Origin of the sequence: Streptomyces sp. NPDC005963, from assembly GCF_040638655.1 — a bacterium.
Classification (GTDB): domain Bacteria; phylum Actinomycetota; class Actinomycetes; order Streptomycetales; family Streptomycetaceae; genus Streptomyces.
In genome coordinates this window covers 120,276-135,619 of record NZ_JBEXVD010000018.1, presented here as the reverse complement: position 1 = coordinate 135,619, position 15,344 = coordinate 120,276, and the positions used below count along the sequence as shown (strand labels likewise).

At 68.4% G+C, this 15,344-nt stretch carries 11 protein-coding genes and 1 pseudogene; 8 read left to right on the top strand and 4 right to left on the bottom strand.

Features of this window, described 5'->3' with window-relative positions; all coding sequences use genetic code 11:
• Positions 1-11: 11 nt before the first annotated feature.
• The 4 genes from ABZ348_RS23180 (at position 12) to ABZ348_RS23165 (ending at position 6,351) form a co-directional block, all read left to right on the top strand.
• Positions 12-770, top strand: coding sequence for a TIGR03089 family protein (locus ABZ348_RS23180; protein ID WP_358935933.1), 759 nt, complete (start codon positions 12-14; stop codon positions 768-770).
• 172 nt (positions 771-942) lie between these two features.
• Positions 943-2,607, top strand: a complete 1,665-nt coding sequence (locus ABZ348_RS23175; RefSeq protein ID WP_358935931.1) for an LCP family protein — start codon at positions 943-945, stop codon at positions 2,605-2,607.
• A 224-nt stretch (positions 2,608-2,831) separates the two neighbouring features.
• Positions 2,832-4,598, top strand: a complete 1,767-nt coding sequence (locus tag ABZ348_RS23170; RefSeq protein ID WP_358935930.1) for an LCP family protein — start codon at positions 2,832-2,834, stop codon at positions 4,596-4,598.
• Between the two features lie 43 nt (positions 4,599-4,641).
• The gene (locus ABZ348_RS23165; RefSeq protein ID WP_358935928.1) at positions 4,642-6,351 is read left to right on the top strand and encodes an LCP family protein; all 1,710 of its coding nucleotides are present in this window, start codon (positions 4,642-4,644) and stop codon (positions 6,349-6,351) included.
• Between the two features lie 171 nt (positions 6,352-6,522).
• Here the strand turns inward: ABZ348_RS23165 and ABZ348_RS23160 are convergent.
• Positions 6,523-6,768: pseudogene (locus tag ABZ348_RS23160) on the bottom strand (glycosyltransferase); the annotation flags it as partial.
• Positions 6,769-7,041: 273 nt separating this feature from the next.
• On the opposite strand from ABZ348_RS23160, the gene ABZ348_RS23155 reads away from it, so the two are divergent.
• Complete coding sequence (locus ABZ348_RS23155; RefSeq protein ID WP_358935981.1) at positions 7,042-8,487, top strand: LCP family protein; 1,446 nt, start codon at positions 7,042-7,044, stop codon at positions 8,485-8,487.
• 36 nt (positions 8,488-8,523) lie between these two features.
• Here ABZ348_RS23155 and ABZ348_RS23150 read toward each other — a convergent pair whose 3' ends face one another.
• Positions 8,524-9,072, bottom strand: a complete 549-nt coding sequence (locus ABZ348_RS23150; RefSeq protein ID WP_358935926.1) for an acyl-CoA thioesterase — start codon at positions 9,070-9,072, stop codon at positions 8,524-8,526.
• A 334-nt stretch (positions 9,073-9,406) separates the two neighbouring features.
• Here ABZ348_RS23150 and ABZ348_RS23145 point away from each other — a divergent pair, with 334 nt between their 5' ends.
• Positions 9,407-10,702: an LCP family protein gene (locus ABZ348_RS23145; protein WP_358935924.1), complete on the top strand. Its 1,296-nt coding sequence runs from the start codon at positions 9,407-9,409 to the stop codon at positions 10,700-10,702.
• Between the two features lie 149 nt (positions 10,703-10,851).
• On the opposite strand, the gene ABZ348_RS23140 is transcribed toward ABZ348_RS23145, so the two are convergent.
• Together ABZ348_RS23140 and ABZ348_RS23135 are read right to left on the bottom strand one after the other, a co-directional pair.
• On the bottom strand, positions 10,852-11,400 hold the full coding sequence (locus tag ABZ348_RS23140) for a hypothetical protein (protein ID WP_358935923.1): 549 nt from the start codon (positions 11,398-11,400) through the stop codon (positions 10,852-10,854).
• Positions 11,401-12,013: 613 nt separating this feature from the next.
• The gene (locus ABZ348_RS23135; RefSeq protein ID WP_358935921.1) at positions 12,014-13,180 is read right to left on the bottom strand and encodes an acyl-CoA dehydrogenase family protein; all 1,167 of its coding nucleotides are present in this window, start codon (positions 13,178-13,180) and stop codon (positions 12,014-12,016) included.
• A 158-nt stretch (positions 13,181-13,338) separates the two neighbouring features.
• On the opposite strand from ABZ348_RS23135, the gene ABZ348_RS23130 reads away from it, so the two are divergent.
• Positions 13,339-14,676 (top strand): UDP-glucose/GDP-mannose dehydrogenase family protein, encoded by a 1,338-nt coding sequence (locus ABZ348_RS23130; RefSeq protein ID WP_358935919.1) that lies wholly within the window; start codon positions 13,339-13,341, stop codon positions 14,674-14,676.
• Positions 14,677-14,866: 190 nt separating this feature from the next.
• Positions 14,867-15,226, top strand: a complete 360-nt coding sequence (locus tag ABZ348_RS23125) for a VOC family protein (protein WP_358935917.1) — start codon at positions 14,867-14,869, stop codon at positions 15,224-15,226.
• The last annotated feature ends 118 nt before the right edge of the window (positions 15,227-15,344 follow it).

The following is a 15,344-nucleotide window of genomic DNA, read 5'->3' as shown; positions in this document are numbered from 1 at the left end:
GGCTGGCCGCGATGAATGCCAGCGACCTTACCCCTGCCGACCTGCTGCGATCCGCGCTCGCCGCGGACCCCACTCGTCCCTTGGTCACGTTCTACGACGATGCCACCGGTGAGCGCGTCGAATTGTCCGTTGCCACCTTCGCCAATTGGGTGGCGAAGACGGCGAATCTGCTTCAGGGCGACCTCGCCGCCGAGCCGGGTGACCGACTCGCACTGCTGCTGCCCGCGCACTGGCAGAGTGCCGTCTGGCTGCTGGCGTGTTCGTCCGTCGGCGTATTGGTCGACGTGGGCGGGGACCCCTCGCGGGCGGATCTCGTGGTCAGCGGACCGGACACCCTGGAGGAGGCACGGGCCTGTTCCGGCGAACGGGTGGCCCTCGCGCTGCGACCGCTGGGCGGGCGTTTCCCGCAGACCCCGACGGGCTTCTCGGACTACGCGGTGGAGGTGCCGTCGCAGGGCGACCGCTTCGCTCCGTACGCTCCCGTCGACCCGACCGGTCCGGCGCTGGCCGTCAGTGCGGAGGGGATCGAGCTGACCGGTGCGCAGGTGGTGGAACGCGCACGCGCCGACGCGGAGTCGCTGGGACTGAAGAGCGGCTCCCGACTGCTGTCCGGTCTGGGGTACGGCGATTGGGCCGGCCTGTCGGCGGGGCTCTACGCTCCCCTTGCGGTCGGTGGCTCGGTGGTGTTGTGCCGCCATCTGGACCAACTGCCCCAGGACGGTCTCACCCAGCGGATCGACAGCGAACGCATCACCGACACTGCGGTATGACAACCCCTGGGGGGTCACCCATGTGGCCCCCATCCGGGCCGGGTCCCTCGGCCCGTGCCCCCAACTCCGGTAGATGATCGGCGAAACGCAACTCTCAACGCACAACCATGCGCGAGGTTCAGCCGTCTAGTCCTGCGATCGACGGTCCAGCGCGCCGCCGACGCCATGAAGGATGGACGCAGACGTGACCGACAGTGCCGGCACGCCGACCGGATCGGACGGTCAGGCCCCTGACGCCGATGCCGAGCGCGCGACAGATGCGGAGAACGGCTCCGCTGCGGCCGGCAAGGGCTCCCCGCCGCCGGGCGAGTCCACGGCGCAGACGCCGACCGATCCGACGCCCGGGCCACACGACGACGCTGATGCACCGACCGACGGCCGGGCGGAGGAGGACGGTCCCGAAACCGAGCCTCCCGCCGCCGACACCGCCACTGACACCGCACCCGACACCGCTCCCGGCCTCGCAGCCGACACTGACGCTGACGCTGACGCTGACGCCGAGCAGGATTCCGCCTCCGACGCAGAGCCGGACCAGCAGGGCGCCGCCCCGGCCGCTACGGGGGAAACCCCGGCTGACCAGGGCGCCGACGAGGAGTCGACCGAAAGCGCCGAGGCACCGGCCGCCCTGCTGGCAGTGGAGCCCAAGGTGGCACCCGACACGGCCGCAGTGCCCGATCACCCCGGCGGCGAGGGAACATCGCCCCCCAAGCGCAAGCGCATCTGGTTGCGTTGGGTGGCACTCGGCACGTCCGTCGTCGTCCTCGCGGCCTCCGGGGTGGCCTGGTGGTTCTACACCAAGCTGGACGCCAACATCACCACCGACACCACGGCCGCCGCCGAACTGCGCACGTACGAGAAGGAGCGGCCCACGCCGCTGGTGCTCGACGCGCAGAACATCCTGCTGCTCGGTTCCGACACCCGTGCCGGCAAGGGCAACAGCAAGTACGGCCGCGACGAGGGCGGCAGCCAGCGCGCGGACACCGCGATCCTGCTTCACATCGCGGCGAACCGGCAGAGCGCGACGGCCATGTCCATCCCCCGCGACCTGATGGTGACGATCCCGAGTTGCCGCAAGCCCGACGGTTCACGCACGCGCAAGCAGTTCGCCCAGTTCAACTGGGCCTTCATGTTCGGCGGCGCGGCCTGTTCGATCCGTACGGTGGAACTGATGACGGGGGTGCGGATGGACCACCACATCGTGGTGGACTTCCGCGGCTTCAAGAAGATGGTCGACGCGGTCGACGGCGTCGAGGTGTGCCTCAAGGAGCCCATCGACGACGAGGCCGCCCGTTTGAAGCTTCCCTCCGGGCACCAGACGCTCGACGGCGAGGAGGCGCTCGGTTTCGTCCGGGCGCGCAAGACGCTGGGCGACGGCAGTGACACCGAACGCATGGAACGTCAGCAGCAATTCCTGGGCTCCCTGGTCAAGAAGGTCAAGAGCAACGGGGTGCTGCTGAATCTGACCAAGCTCTATCCGGTACTGGACGCGGCGACCAAGTCGCTGACCACGGACCCCGGTCTGGACTCCTTGAAGGACCTCTATGACCTCGCCCAGTCGGTACAGAGCATTCCGACCGAAAAAGTCCAGTTCCTCACCGTTCCCCGACAGCCTTATTCAGCCAATCGGAATCGGGACGAACTAGTACAACCAGATGCCCGACAGCTCTTCAAGAAGCTACGGGAAGACACCCCCATCACGGTGCTTCCCCGTGGCAGCCGGGACGAGAGCGACAAGAAAGACAAGGTGAGCCGGAAGTCGGATGGAACGACCTCGGCGAGCCCGACACCGAGCCCCAGTTTCACCGGCACAAACGCGGCGGAGGGCCTGTGCGGGTAAAGCAATGACCAAACCCTGCCCCACTCTCTATGTGGATTGGGTGGATTGCCCGGTTGTAAGCAGCGTGGAATTTGTCACGGGCGTCGACCCGCGCTGAACTGGGCGGATAGTGTGGCGCGATCCGGTACTCCGGCCCCGCGTCGTAGAGCACTGCTGGATCGAGAGACGAGCGCCGTTCGGGGGGGAGGCGCTTCGCGTGGCAGCGACGGAGGATTCAGACAACCGTGGATGCGCAGAGCCGTGGACGGGCGGACGAGATCGACCCCGCCGACCAGTGGGTACTCAACCCGCAGACCGGCAATTACGAACTGCGATTGGACCAATCCTCAGCGCAGTCGTCGGCTGCACCCTCGACCGGCGGCAGATCGAAGCCCCCGTCGGACCGCGGCGGTCGTTCCGCCTCCCGCACGCCGGGGCCTCGTACCGCTGAAGGCCGCAGGTCAGGCGGGGGACGCAAGACGGCGACCCCTGGGCGCGAGGTGCCCCCGCAGCGTTCGCGGCGTTCGGTCGACGCCTCGGGCGGCGCGGAAGCCGCCGCCGGTCGTCGCAAGCGCAAGCAGCAAAAGTCGGGGAAGAAGAAGGCCCTGATGTGGACGGGCGGGGTCCTGGCCTTCGCCGTCGTCGCGGGCGGTGCCGGGGTCTACCTCGTGTACTCCAAGTTGGACGGCAACCTCAACACCATCGACGTCAAGGGTGCGGGCAGCGGGGGGTTCAAGAAGGACCAGGCCGTCAACATCCTGGTCATCGGCACCGACAAGCGGACCGGCGCGGGCAATCAGTCCTACGGCGACCGCAACAGCCCCGGGCACGCGGACACCACGATCCTCTTCCACGTCTCCAAGGACCGCACGAACGCCACCGCGCTCTCCATCCCCCGGGACCTGATCACCGACATTCCGGCGTGCGAGACCAAGACGGCCGACGGCACCAAGACCATTCCGGGCACCAACAGGACCCGGTTCAACGAGAGTCTGGGGCAGTCGGAGCGGGACCCGGGCTGCACTATGCGGACCGTCAAGGAACTCACCGGCATTGAGGTCGACCACTTCATGATGGCCGACTTCAACGCCGTGAAGACCCTCTCCACCGCGGTCGGCGGGGTCGAGGTGTGTCTCGGCAAGGACATCGACGACAAGAAGTCCAAACTCAAACTGCCCGCCGGCAAGCACGTGCTCCAGGGCGAGGACGCCCTCGCCTTCGTGCGCACCCGTCACTCCGTGGGCCACGGCGGCGACTTGAGCCGCATCGAGATCCAGCAGCAGTTCCTGGGGTCGATGATCCGCAAGATGAAGTCGGGGGACACGCTCACCAGCCCCACGAAGATGTGGGACCTGGCGAACGCGGCGACCAAGGCCCTGACCGTCGACACCGGCATAGGCAGCATCAAGAAGCTCCAGGACCTCGGCATGGAACTGGCCAAGGTGAACCCCAAGAACATCACCTTCGCCACCATCCCCGTGTTGGACAACACCGACGGCGCGACCGTGGTGCTCGACGAAAGCAAGGCGCGACCGCTGTTCGCGATGATCCAGAGCGACACCTCCCTGACCGAGGTGGAGCAGAAGGAGAAGGAAGCGAAGCAGAAGCAGCAGGAGTTGCTGAAGGGCCCGAGGGCCGCGGCCGGCGACGTCCGGGTGAAGGTGTTCAACGGCAGCGGCACCCAGGGAGCGGCCGGCACCACACTCGACTGGCTCCAGAACCAGAAGCGGGTCCTGAAGTCCAGCAACGAGGGCAACGCCCCGCAGAAGCTCCCCAAGACGACTCTGGAGTACGCACCGAACCAGGCGGACCAGGCCCGTACGCTCGCCGATCTGATGGGCCTGCCGGCCACGGCGCTCAAGCAAGGCACGACGGACGCCCAGGGGCTCGAAGCGATGACGCTCACCCTCGGCGCCGATTTCAAGGGCGCGGGAGTGCCCGTCTCCGGTCCGGCGAAGACGCCGGACGGAGTCCAGAAGGTCGAAGCCGACAAACAGGTGTGTGCCAAGTGACGGGGGACTCCCTCGTCATACGCCATGCATGACAGGGGGACCAGTGCGACAAGAACGCGTGCGGGGAAAGGGGACGCGGAAGAGCGTCCCGCACGCCCGCGACCGGGGCTGGGACGACAGTCTGTACGCGCACGACGGTACGCCGAGGGACGCTGAAGGTCGGGCCCGCTTGCGGCTCGACGACGAGCACGACGCACACGGTTCCACCTCCGACGCCTTCCACGGGCGGCCGGGCACCTCCGCCCGCCGCGGAAAGAGCGGCAAACGCAGGGCACTGCGCTGGGTGGCCGCCGTGCTGTCGCTGCTGATACTCGGCACGGCGGCGGCCGGATACCTGTATTACGAGCACCTCAACGGCAAGCTGAAGAAGGACGATCTGACCCTCGGCGGCAAGATGCCGGAGCACAAGGCGAACGCCGCCGGCCAGACCCCGCTGAACATCCTGCTGATCGGCTCGGACGCCCGGAACACCAAGGCGAACCAGAAGCTCGGCGGCGCCAAGGACACCTTCAACAGCCCGCCGCTCGCGGATGTGCAGATGCTGGTGCACCTCTCGGCCGACCGCTCGAACATCTCGGTGATCAGCATGCCCAGGGACACCCTGGTGAAGATGCCCAGGTGCGTCGACCCCGACACCGACGACGCCTATCCCGCCACGGGGCTGAAGGCGGCGAACGAATCGCTCGGCCGTGGCGGCCCGGGCTGCACCGTGGCCACCTGGCACCAATTGACCGGGATCACCATCGACCACTTCATGATGATCGACTTCGCCGGCGTGGTCTCCATGGCGGACGCCATCGGTGGAGTACCCGTGTGCGTCGACCAGAACATCAGGTCCCGCAACAGCAGGGGGCAGGGCTCGGGCCTGACCCTCACCAAGGGCACGCACCCGGTCAAGGGCGAGCAGGCCCTCCAGTGGCTGCGTACGCGCTACGGCTTCGAGGACGGCACCGACCTGGCCCGTACGCGCGCCCAACACATGTACATGAACTCCATGGTTCGGGAGTTGCGGCGCAACACCAAGCTCACCGACCCCAACAAACTGCGCAAGCTCGCCGAGGCGGCGATCGGGGCGCTCACCGTCGACGAGAGCATCGACTCGGTGAAGAAGCTCTACGACATCGGCAATCAGCTCAAGAGCGCACCGACCGGCCGGATCACCATGGCTCGGGTGCCGAGCCGGTACTCGCAACTTCCCGGCTTCCGGGGCAAGGTGGAGCCCATACCAGGCGAGGCGGAGCAGTTGTTCCGGCTGGTCCGCGAGGACATTCCGCTGGACGGCAAGGGCGTCACCGCACCGAAGCCGACGCCGACGCCCGTCTCCCAGGACCCCGCCGCCGCGCCGGGCGAGATGGCGCTCCGCATCCAGAACGGCACGGGCACCGACAGCCAAGCCCCCAAGCGGGGCCGGGCGGGGGAGATCTCCAAACTGCTGCACGGCAAGGGCTACACCCGCGCATACACCGACCAGACCAGGAATCCGCAGGCCCAGACGGTCGTCCAGTACGGCGGCCCGGAGTTGGAGGGCGACGCTCAGGCGGTCGCCAAGGCCCTGGGGCTGCCGGTGACATCGGCCAAGAAGTCCACGGACGTCACCGGGATCACCGTGGTCGTGGGCGCGGACTGGCGCGAGGGTGATGTGTACGTGAAGAAGGACGCCCCGAAGGACAACACCACCCCGGCCGAGGCCAAGGCGCTGCGCGGCGACGACGAGAGCGCCTGCATGAAGGTGCAGCCGGGATACACCTTCTAGGGAAGACGCGTGGGGCCCGGGTGCCGAGCACCCGGGCCCTCGGCGTACCCACTCTTCGTACCCCCTCTTCGTGCATGATCCCGCCGACGTTCTGGGCTCCGGTCTCCGGCTCCTGGCGAGGAGCCGCACGGCGGTGGCGATGTAGTTCGCCGACAACATCCCGTGCCCGTCGGCGCGTACCACGATCGGGTGATGTGACGCCTTGATGGCGGCGTTGAGCACGGCCGGCGTACGCCCGGTGGGGTTGGGGACCGTGCTGACGCGGGGGTCCTCACGGACGCGTTCGGCAGCGATCCCGTCGGTGCGGTCCGTGGAAGGTCCGAGCGCGATCACCACCTCCGTTTCGCCGTCGTACCCCTGCTCAAGGATGTGGCGGACCGAGTTGCGCAGCTGCCGCTTCTCGTTGCGGACCGGCATCATCGCGGAGACGGGGGCGCGGCGCTCATCGTCCGTCCCGTTACCGCGAATGGGGGATGTGGAAGCGCGCCGGGCGAGCCGGTGCTGTAGACCGCAGATCGTATGGGCCTACGGTGTGCTGGATTCCCCCTACTGGTCCACTCCCGTCCCCCTCGTCCGCGCAGCTCCCTCCGTTGATACCGGGCTCGGCGACCCGACCGGTCGTGGCTCGATCACCCGGTCACCCCGTCACGTTCCGTCCTCGCCACCCGCGGAGGTGTCCCCCTCGTGCCCATGCCGCCCCCTTCCCCGCGTCCTCGACCACGTCCAGGACCCCGGTCCCGGACCAGACGGCCGGTGATCCGGCCGCGCTGGGGGCTACGGGTGGCGACCACGCTCTCGATGTTGGTGCTGGGGGCCGGCGGCGTCGGGCACGGGCTGATGAACGGACTGGACACCGGGATCAACCGGGTGGACCCCTTCCGGGATATGAAGAACCGGCCCGAGGCCGGGCACGGCATGAACCTGCTGCTCGTGGGCACCGACGGCCGCGACCGGATCACCGCGGAGGAGAAGGAGAAGTACCGGCTGGGTGGGGCCCCCTGCTACTGCACCGACACGATCATGCTGGTCCACATCTCACGGGACCGGGAGCGGGCGAGCGTGGTGAGCCTGCCGCGCGACAGCTATGTGGAGATCCCCGCACACACGGACCGCAACAGCGGTAGACCCCATCGTGCGCATCCGGTGAAGCTCAATGCCGCCTACGCGGAGGGCGGGCCGGCGCTGACCGTGCGGACGGTCGAGCAGATGACCGCGGTCAAGATCGATCACTATCTGGAGGTCGACTTCACCAGCTTTATGAAGACGGTCGATGCGATGGGCGGGGTGGACATCTGCACCACGCAGCCGATGAAGGACACCTACACCGGGCTCGACCTGGCCGCCGGCTCCCACCGGCTCGACGGCGGCGAGGCCCTCCAGTACGTGCGCTCACGGCATGTGGACGGAGCGTCCGACCTGGGCCGGATGCAGCGCCAGCAGCGGTTCCTGGCAGCCCTGATCAAGAAGGCGACCGGCAGCGGAGTGCTCTTCAACCCGGTGAAGTTCCGCCAGGTGACCTCCGCGATGCTCGGTTCCGTACGGGCCGACAAGGGGTTCGGCACCGACGAGATGCTGGCGCTCAGCCGGGCGATGCGCGGTTTCTCCGCGTCCTCGTCGGAGTTCGCGTCGGTGCCGATCGCCTCGACCGGTCCGATCGAGGGCGTCGGCTCCGCGGTGCGGTGGGACCAGACCAAGGCCCGGCGCCTCTTCCAGATGCTCCGCGAGGACAAGCCGCTCTCGCGCGGTCGCTCGAAGGGGGCGAAAGCGAAGCTCGTGGACGTCTCGCCCCAGCAGATCCAGGTGCAGGTCTACAACGGGACGCGCGGCGACGGTCTGGGACGGAAGGTGGATGCCGCGCTGCGGTCCACGGGCTTCGACACCACGCGCGCCCCTTTGAACGCCACCGACCCCGAGGTGCGACAGACGGTCGTCTCCTACGATCCCCGCTGGGACCGCTCGGCGCTCTCCCTGGCCACGGCACTGCCCGGATGCCGGATGCAGGCGGTACCGGGGCAGGGCCGGATGCTCAGGGTGACGGCGGGAACGGACTTCCAGGGCGTCGTGCCCGTGCGGGCCCAGGACGCCTACCAGGGTGAGTTCGGGGCCGTCACCGGTGATCAGGTCGTCTGCCCCTGAGTCCCCTGGGGACCGGCCCGGCCCCAGGGTGCGCTCTCAGTCCTCGATGCCGTCGGCGGCCCGCTTCTCCCGGAGTTCCATGATCGCTCGCCGTCGGGCGAGACGGTGGGTGCGTCGGATCTGGGCCTCCTGGTAGCGCCGGTCGTCCCGCTCGGTCTCGGGCACCACGGGCGGTACGGGCCTGGGCTTGCCGTCGGCGTCGACCGCGGCGAAGACGAGATAGGCCGAGCCGACCTGCTGGGCGGGGGTCGACTCGTTCCAGCGCTCGGCCAGCACCCGCACCCCGACCTCCATCGAGGACCGTCCGGTCCAGTTCACCTGGGCCTTCACATGCACCAGATCGCCGACCCTGACGGGCTCCAGGAAGACCATCTCGTCCATGGAGGCCGTCACGGCGGGTCCGCCCGAGTGCCGCCCCGCGACCGCGCCCGCGGCGTCGTCCACGAGCTTCATGATCACACCGCCGTGCACGGTCCCGAGGAGATTGGTGTCCGAGCCGGTCATGATGTGGCTGAGGGTGGTGCGGGAAGCCGAAGTCGGCTTGCCCGGTATCTCAGGGTCGTTGCGCTGGGCCTGGTCCGTCATGCCTCCACCCTAAGCGGGACGTTTCACCAGGTCTTCCGCGGGCGAATCCCGACCGCACGAGTCAGGGCCGCACGAGTCAGGGCCGGGAGCGGGTTCGCGGCGGTGGCCCGCCGGAACGTGCGCATGCACGGCTGACCGGCGCCACGTACGGTGGACCGCTGGGGCGGGTGAGGCTGGAGAGCAGTGCGAGCAGAGCGAGACGAGCCACCCGGCCGACGTGCTGCGACCAGGCCCGCAAACCTTCCTGGTGCATTGCATCAGCTTGGCAACAGGCCCGGCCCGATTCCTCATCCACCCTGTTGGTGCCGGCCCGACCCCCGGCACACTTACCCGCATGAACGATTGGCCCGAAGGATACGGACGCGGCAGCCAGGGCGCACAGCCCGAGGGCGCTCGCGCGATGCGCCACGTGCAGCGACGACCGGTCCCGCAGCAGTCGCAGGGACATGACGACAGTCATAACGCTCCGTACGACAGCGGCTACAACACGGGCCAGGTCTACGGGTCCCCCTCCGGGCGGGCGAATCGTCAAGGCCAGCAGGGCGGGCAGCCCGGCTACGGAGGACAGGGCGACCAGGGGGGTTACGACAACCAGGGCGGCTACGGCGGCCATGGAGCTCCGCCGCCGCCCGCCGGCCCGCCGCGTCCGGCGCCCGACTGGAGGCGCAGGATAAAGATCGGGTCACTGGTCCTGGTCGGCTCACTCCTCGTCGTCTCGATCGGCACCTACTTCTGGGCCGACTCCAAGATGAAGCGCGAGGTCGATCTCGCCAAGGTCATCGAGAGACCGAGGGAGAACGACTGCACGACCTATCTGATCGTCGGCTCCGACAGCCGCGAAGGAATGTCGGCCGAGGACAAGAAGCGACTGCGCACCGGCTCCGCCGAGGGCAAGCGCACCGACTCGATGATGATCCTCGCTGAGTGCTCCAGCGGAAACACCATGATCTCCCTGCCCCGTGACTCGGACGTGGAGATCCCCTCGTTCAAGGGCTCCGAGTCGGGCAAGCTGTTCGAGAACACCGGCCGGCGGGTGAAGCTGAACGCCGCGTACGCCGAGGACGGCCCGGAACTCCTGGTGCGCACGATCGAGCACAACACCGGTCTGCGGATCGACCACTACGCGGAGATCGGGTTCGCGGGCTTCGCTTCGATCGTGGACGCGATCGGCGGGGTGGAGTTGGACATCCCGAAGGCGTTCAAGGACAAGAAGTCGGGCGCGGACTTCCAGGCGGGCAAGCAGACCCTCGACGGCGAACAGGCGCTCGCGTTCGTACGGACCCGCTACGCGTTCGGCGAGGGCGATCTGGCCCGTACGAAGAACCAGCAGAAGTTCCTGGCGGCGCTCGCCAGTCAGACCGCGACGCCGGGGACGGTCCTCAACCCGTTCAAGCTCTATCCGGTGATGGGGGCGGGCCTGGACACGGTCATCGTGGACAAGGAGATGTCGCTCTGGGACCTGAGCCAGATGTTCCTCGCGATGAAGAGCGTCACCGGCGGCGACGGGAAGTCGATGAACATGCCGATCTCCGGCAGCCGCGGCGGCAATCTCGTCTGGGACAAGGCCAAGGTGAGCCAGTTGGTGAAGCAGATCCAGCAGGACGAGAAGGTGACGGTGTCAGGCAACTGACCCTTCGATCCACCTCGCAGGCCCGCCCGTCAGGGGCGGGCCTTTGTCCGTGCCGGACCACGCGGCGGTCGTCCGGCACGTGGTTGTCCCTTTCGATCCTCAACGGCCGCTCGGTCGTGCGGCGGTGGGCGTGGACGCGGTGCCGCCCCTCACTCCCGGGTGCCGTCCGGTCGCGCCGAACGCTCCACGGGCGGGCGGCAAGTCGGCCCTGCCTCATGGTCGTCGTCCGACGATCGGGACTGTCGGGCGATCACGGCCCGCAGTTCGTTGCAGGCGGCGGCCAGTCTGAGGTCCGCGTACTGCGGATCGGTGAACTCGAAGCTGTGGCCGCCGGGATGGAGCGCGAAGAGGGCGCACACCTCGCTCTCGCCCCCCGAACGGCCGGCTTCCCGGGTCGTGTTCGGAACGGACGTACGGCAACGGGCGGAGCAGTCCGGTTGGATGACCACTAAGTCGGGTGCGTCGCCGTCGGCCCACAGCGCCCACATGTCACCGCTGTCGGGGTCGTCGAGTTGCCACACGACGTCGTAGTGCCAGCCGGTCGTGTGCTCCTCCAAGGGACAGCGGAGGAGCGTCTCCATCTCCAGCGGGTCACGCGCCCCGGGCATGGCGTCGAGGACGAGCGACACCAGTCCGAGGGGCATCACCGCCCGCGCCCCACACATGCGCCGCTCCTCGCGGCCCGTTCGATCCGTCATGTCAAAGCTCCCCATCGACTCATGGCATTGGCCTGTGCGACGTCCGCACTCATCGCGTCCGAGGCCCTGGCCGGAGCGAGGTCTTCGCCCCGCGCCGCCCACTCCCGCCCGCCGTTGAGCGGCCGAACCCGAAAGTCCGGCCCCACGTGCCCCGCCACCCGCCCCACCCGCTGGCAACAGGCATCCCGCACGATGTCCCCCGCCCGCGGCTCGTACGGGTGCTCCCGCGCGCCTGCCCCGCCCTGGGTTGCCATCGGTTCGTGGGAGATGCCATTGCCGTTCATGGCCAATTACCACCCTTCGCCAACGAAATGGTGCCTGTGTGTCATCAGATGAACACGGATTGCCGTGTGCGTGCTGTGCTGGAGCTGCGGCCGTTCGAGTGTGAGTAGGAGGAGGACCGTGGACCGAAGTGCGAATCATGAGGTCATACGCATGAGCGATGAAGATTCCTCAGAGGAAGTGCATCCCTTGTGATCCTTCGGCCTCGGACGTCCGAGAAGTCACTCTCCGTGCCCACGGGAGGGCGTGGGAGCCCGGCCGGGCATCGCGCACAAAAGGGTCAGCCCCGGCCATCGGGCCGGGGCTGAGCCCTCGTACGGACGAACCCTCCCTACGGAAGGTTCCGCGCCATCACGATCCGCTGGACCTGGTTCGTGCCCTCGTAGATCTGGGTGATCTTGGCGTCCCGCATCATGCGTTCCACCGGGTAGTCGCGGGTGTAGCCGTAGCCGCCGAGGAGTTGGACCGCGTCCGTGGTGATGTCCATGGCCGCGTCCGATGCGTAGCACTTCGCCGCGGCGCCGAAGAACGTGAGGTCGGCGTCCACCCGCTCGGACTTGGCCGCCGCCGCATAGGTCAGTTGGCGGGCCGCCTCCAGCTTCATGGCCATGTCGGCCAGCATGAACTGGACGCCCTGGAAGTCGCCGATCGGCTTGCCGAACTGCTTGCGCTCCTGCACGTACCCCTTGGCGTAGTCGAGCGCGCCCTGGGCGATGCCCAGGGCCTGGGCGGCGATGGTGATGCGGGTGTGGTCGAGGGTCTGCATCGCGGTGGCGAAGCCCGTGCCCTCCGCGCCGATCATGCGGTCGGCGGGGATGCGGACGTTGTCGAGGTAGACCTCGCGGGTCGGGGAGCCCTTGATGCCGAGCTTCTTCTCCGGAGCGCCGAAGGAGACTCCGGCGTCCGACTTCTCGACGACGAAGGCGGAGATGCCCTTGGAGCGCTTGTCGGGGTCGGTGACCGCCATGACCGTGTAGTACTCGGAGACGCCCGCGTTGGTGATCCAGCGCTTCACGCCGTTGAGGACGTAGGAGTCCCCGTCGCGTACGGCCCGGGTCTTCATGCCCGCCGCGTCCGAGCCCGCGTCGGGTTCGGAGAGGCAGTAGGAGAACATCGCGTCCCCCTTGGCGAGCGGGCCGAGGTACCGCTTCTTGAGTTCTTGCGAACCGGAGAGGATCAGGGGGAGCGAGCCGAGCTTGTTGACGGCCGGGATCAGCGAGGAGGAGGCGCAGACGCGGGCGACCTCTTCGATGACGATGACGGTGGCGAGCGCATCGGCGCCGGCGCCCCCGTACTCCTCGGGCACGTGGACGGCGTGCAGGTCGTTGGCGGTGAGGGCGTCCAGCGCTTCCTGGGGGAAGCGGGATTCCTCGTCGACGGCAGCGGCGTGCGGGGCGATCTTGGCCTCGGCCAAGGCGCGGATGGCGTCCCGGAGCATGTCGTGCTCCTCGGACGGGCGGTAAAGGTCGAAGTCTGAGCTCCCGTGCGATCCGGCCACGTTCTGTCACTCCCCAAAGAAGCTAACTACCGTTAAGTAACCTATTTTAGTGGCGCCCCTCCTCCAGGCGTACGTGAGCTACGCGACAGGGGCAAAGCTGCCCTCGGAGGTGCCCGACTATGCTCGGGTCGCGTCCCTCAGAGCTGTTTGGAGCACCCATGGCCCTCAAGATCACCGTGATCGGCACCGGCTACCTCGGGGCGACCCATGCCGCTGCCATGGCGGAGTTGGGTTTCGAGGTGCTGGGGCTCGACGTCGTACCCGAGAAGATCGAGATGCTGTCGGCCGGCAGAGTGCCAATGTACGAGCCGGGTCTGGAAGAACTGCTGGCCAAGCATGTCGCCGGGATCGAGGGATCCAGCGGGCGGCTGCGCTTCACGACCTCCTGGGAGGAGGTCGGCGAGTTCGGCGACGTCCACTTCGTCTGTGTGAACACCCCGCAGAAGCACGGCGAGTACGCCTGCGACATGAGTTACGTGGACGCCGCCTTCGCCTCGCTCGCCCCCCGGCTGAAGCGCGGCGCCCTGGTGGTCGGCAAGTCGACCGTGCCGGTCGGTAGTGCGGCACGGCTGGCGACGCTGCTGGCCGAGCGGGCTCCCGAAGGCGTCGAGCTGGCTTGGAATCCGGAGTTCCTGCGGGAGGGCTTCGCCGTGCAGGACACCCTGCGCCCCGATCGGATCGTCGCCGGAGTCGCGAGCGGGACGGCGGAGATGCTGCTTCGTGAGGTGTACGCCACGCCGATCTCCGAGGGGTCGCCGTTCGTGGTGACCGACTTCCCCACCGCCGAACTGGTGAAGACCTCGGCGAACTCCTTCCTCGCCACCAAGATCTCCTTCATCAACGCGATGGCCGAGGTCTGCGAGGCCGCAGACGGCGATGTGGTGAAGCTGGCGGAGGCCATCGGCCACGACGAGCGGATCGGTTCCAAGTTCCTGCGGGCCGGGATCGGCTTCGGGGGCGGCTGTCTCCCCAAGGACATCCGGGCCTTCATGGCACGTGCGGGCGAGTTGGGCGTGGACCAGGCGCTCACCTTCCTGAGGGAGGTCGACTCCATCAACATGCGCCGCCGCGGGCACATGGTGGAGCTGGCCCGGGAGGCAGTGGGCGGCGGGTCCTTCCTCGGGAAGCGGATCGCCGTCCTGGGCGCGACCTTCAAACCCGACTCGGACGACGTGCGCGACTCCCCCGCGCTCAACGTGGCCGGTCAGATCCATCTCCAGGGCGGCCAGATCACCGTCTACGACCCGAAGGGCATGGAGAACGCCCGGCGGCTCTTCCCGACGCTCGGGTACGCGGAATCGGCGCTGGAGGCGGTGCGCGGCGCGGACGCGGTGCTGCACCTGACGGAGTGGCGCGAGTTCCGCGAGCTGGACCCGGCGGAGTTGGGCGGGGTGACGACGTCACGCATCCTGCTGGACGGGCGCAACGCACTCGACCCGGCGAAGTGGCGCGAGGCGGGCTGGACGTACCGCGCGATGGGGCGTCCGACGGCTTGATCCTCCCGTTCGACACCGGGGAACCGGGGCAGGCATCACCTTCGGGACACCCGGTTCCCCGACGGCCGAGGTGCCGGATCAGCCCGGCGCCCACGGCAGGACGGGGACCGGCTGAATCGCCGCGTTGACGACCGTGAGGCCGTCGCTCGCCGAACGGGCCGTCGTTCACCGAACGAGAGGAAAGAAACCCATGGCCATCGCCACGCTCCGCACCGTCGCCCTCGACTGTCCGGACCCGGTCGCACTCGCGGGCTTCTACCAACGACTGCTGGGAGGTGAGATCACCGTGGACGGCGACGACTGGGTGGATCTGACCGGCTCCTCGGCAGTACCGCTCAGCTTTCAACTCGCTCCGGGCCATGTCCCACCGCCGTGGCCGTCGCCGGCCGGTGCCCAGCAGATCCACATCGATCTGACGGTGGCCGATCTGGCGGCGGCGGAGCGGGAGGTGCTGGCGTGGGGCGCGACCCTGCTGGACGGCACCGAGAACCGCAAGTGGCGGGTCTACGCGGACCCCGCGGGGCATCCGTTCTGCCTCTGCGTCGACTGAGCCCGCGCTACCCCTCGGCCGCGCGGCGGGGCCCGCCAAGTGACCTTCCTGGAAAGCGATTTGCCGGCTGCGCGATCGGCGGTGAAGGCGCAGACTGGGGTCGTTCGCAAGGGACCGT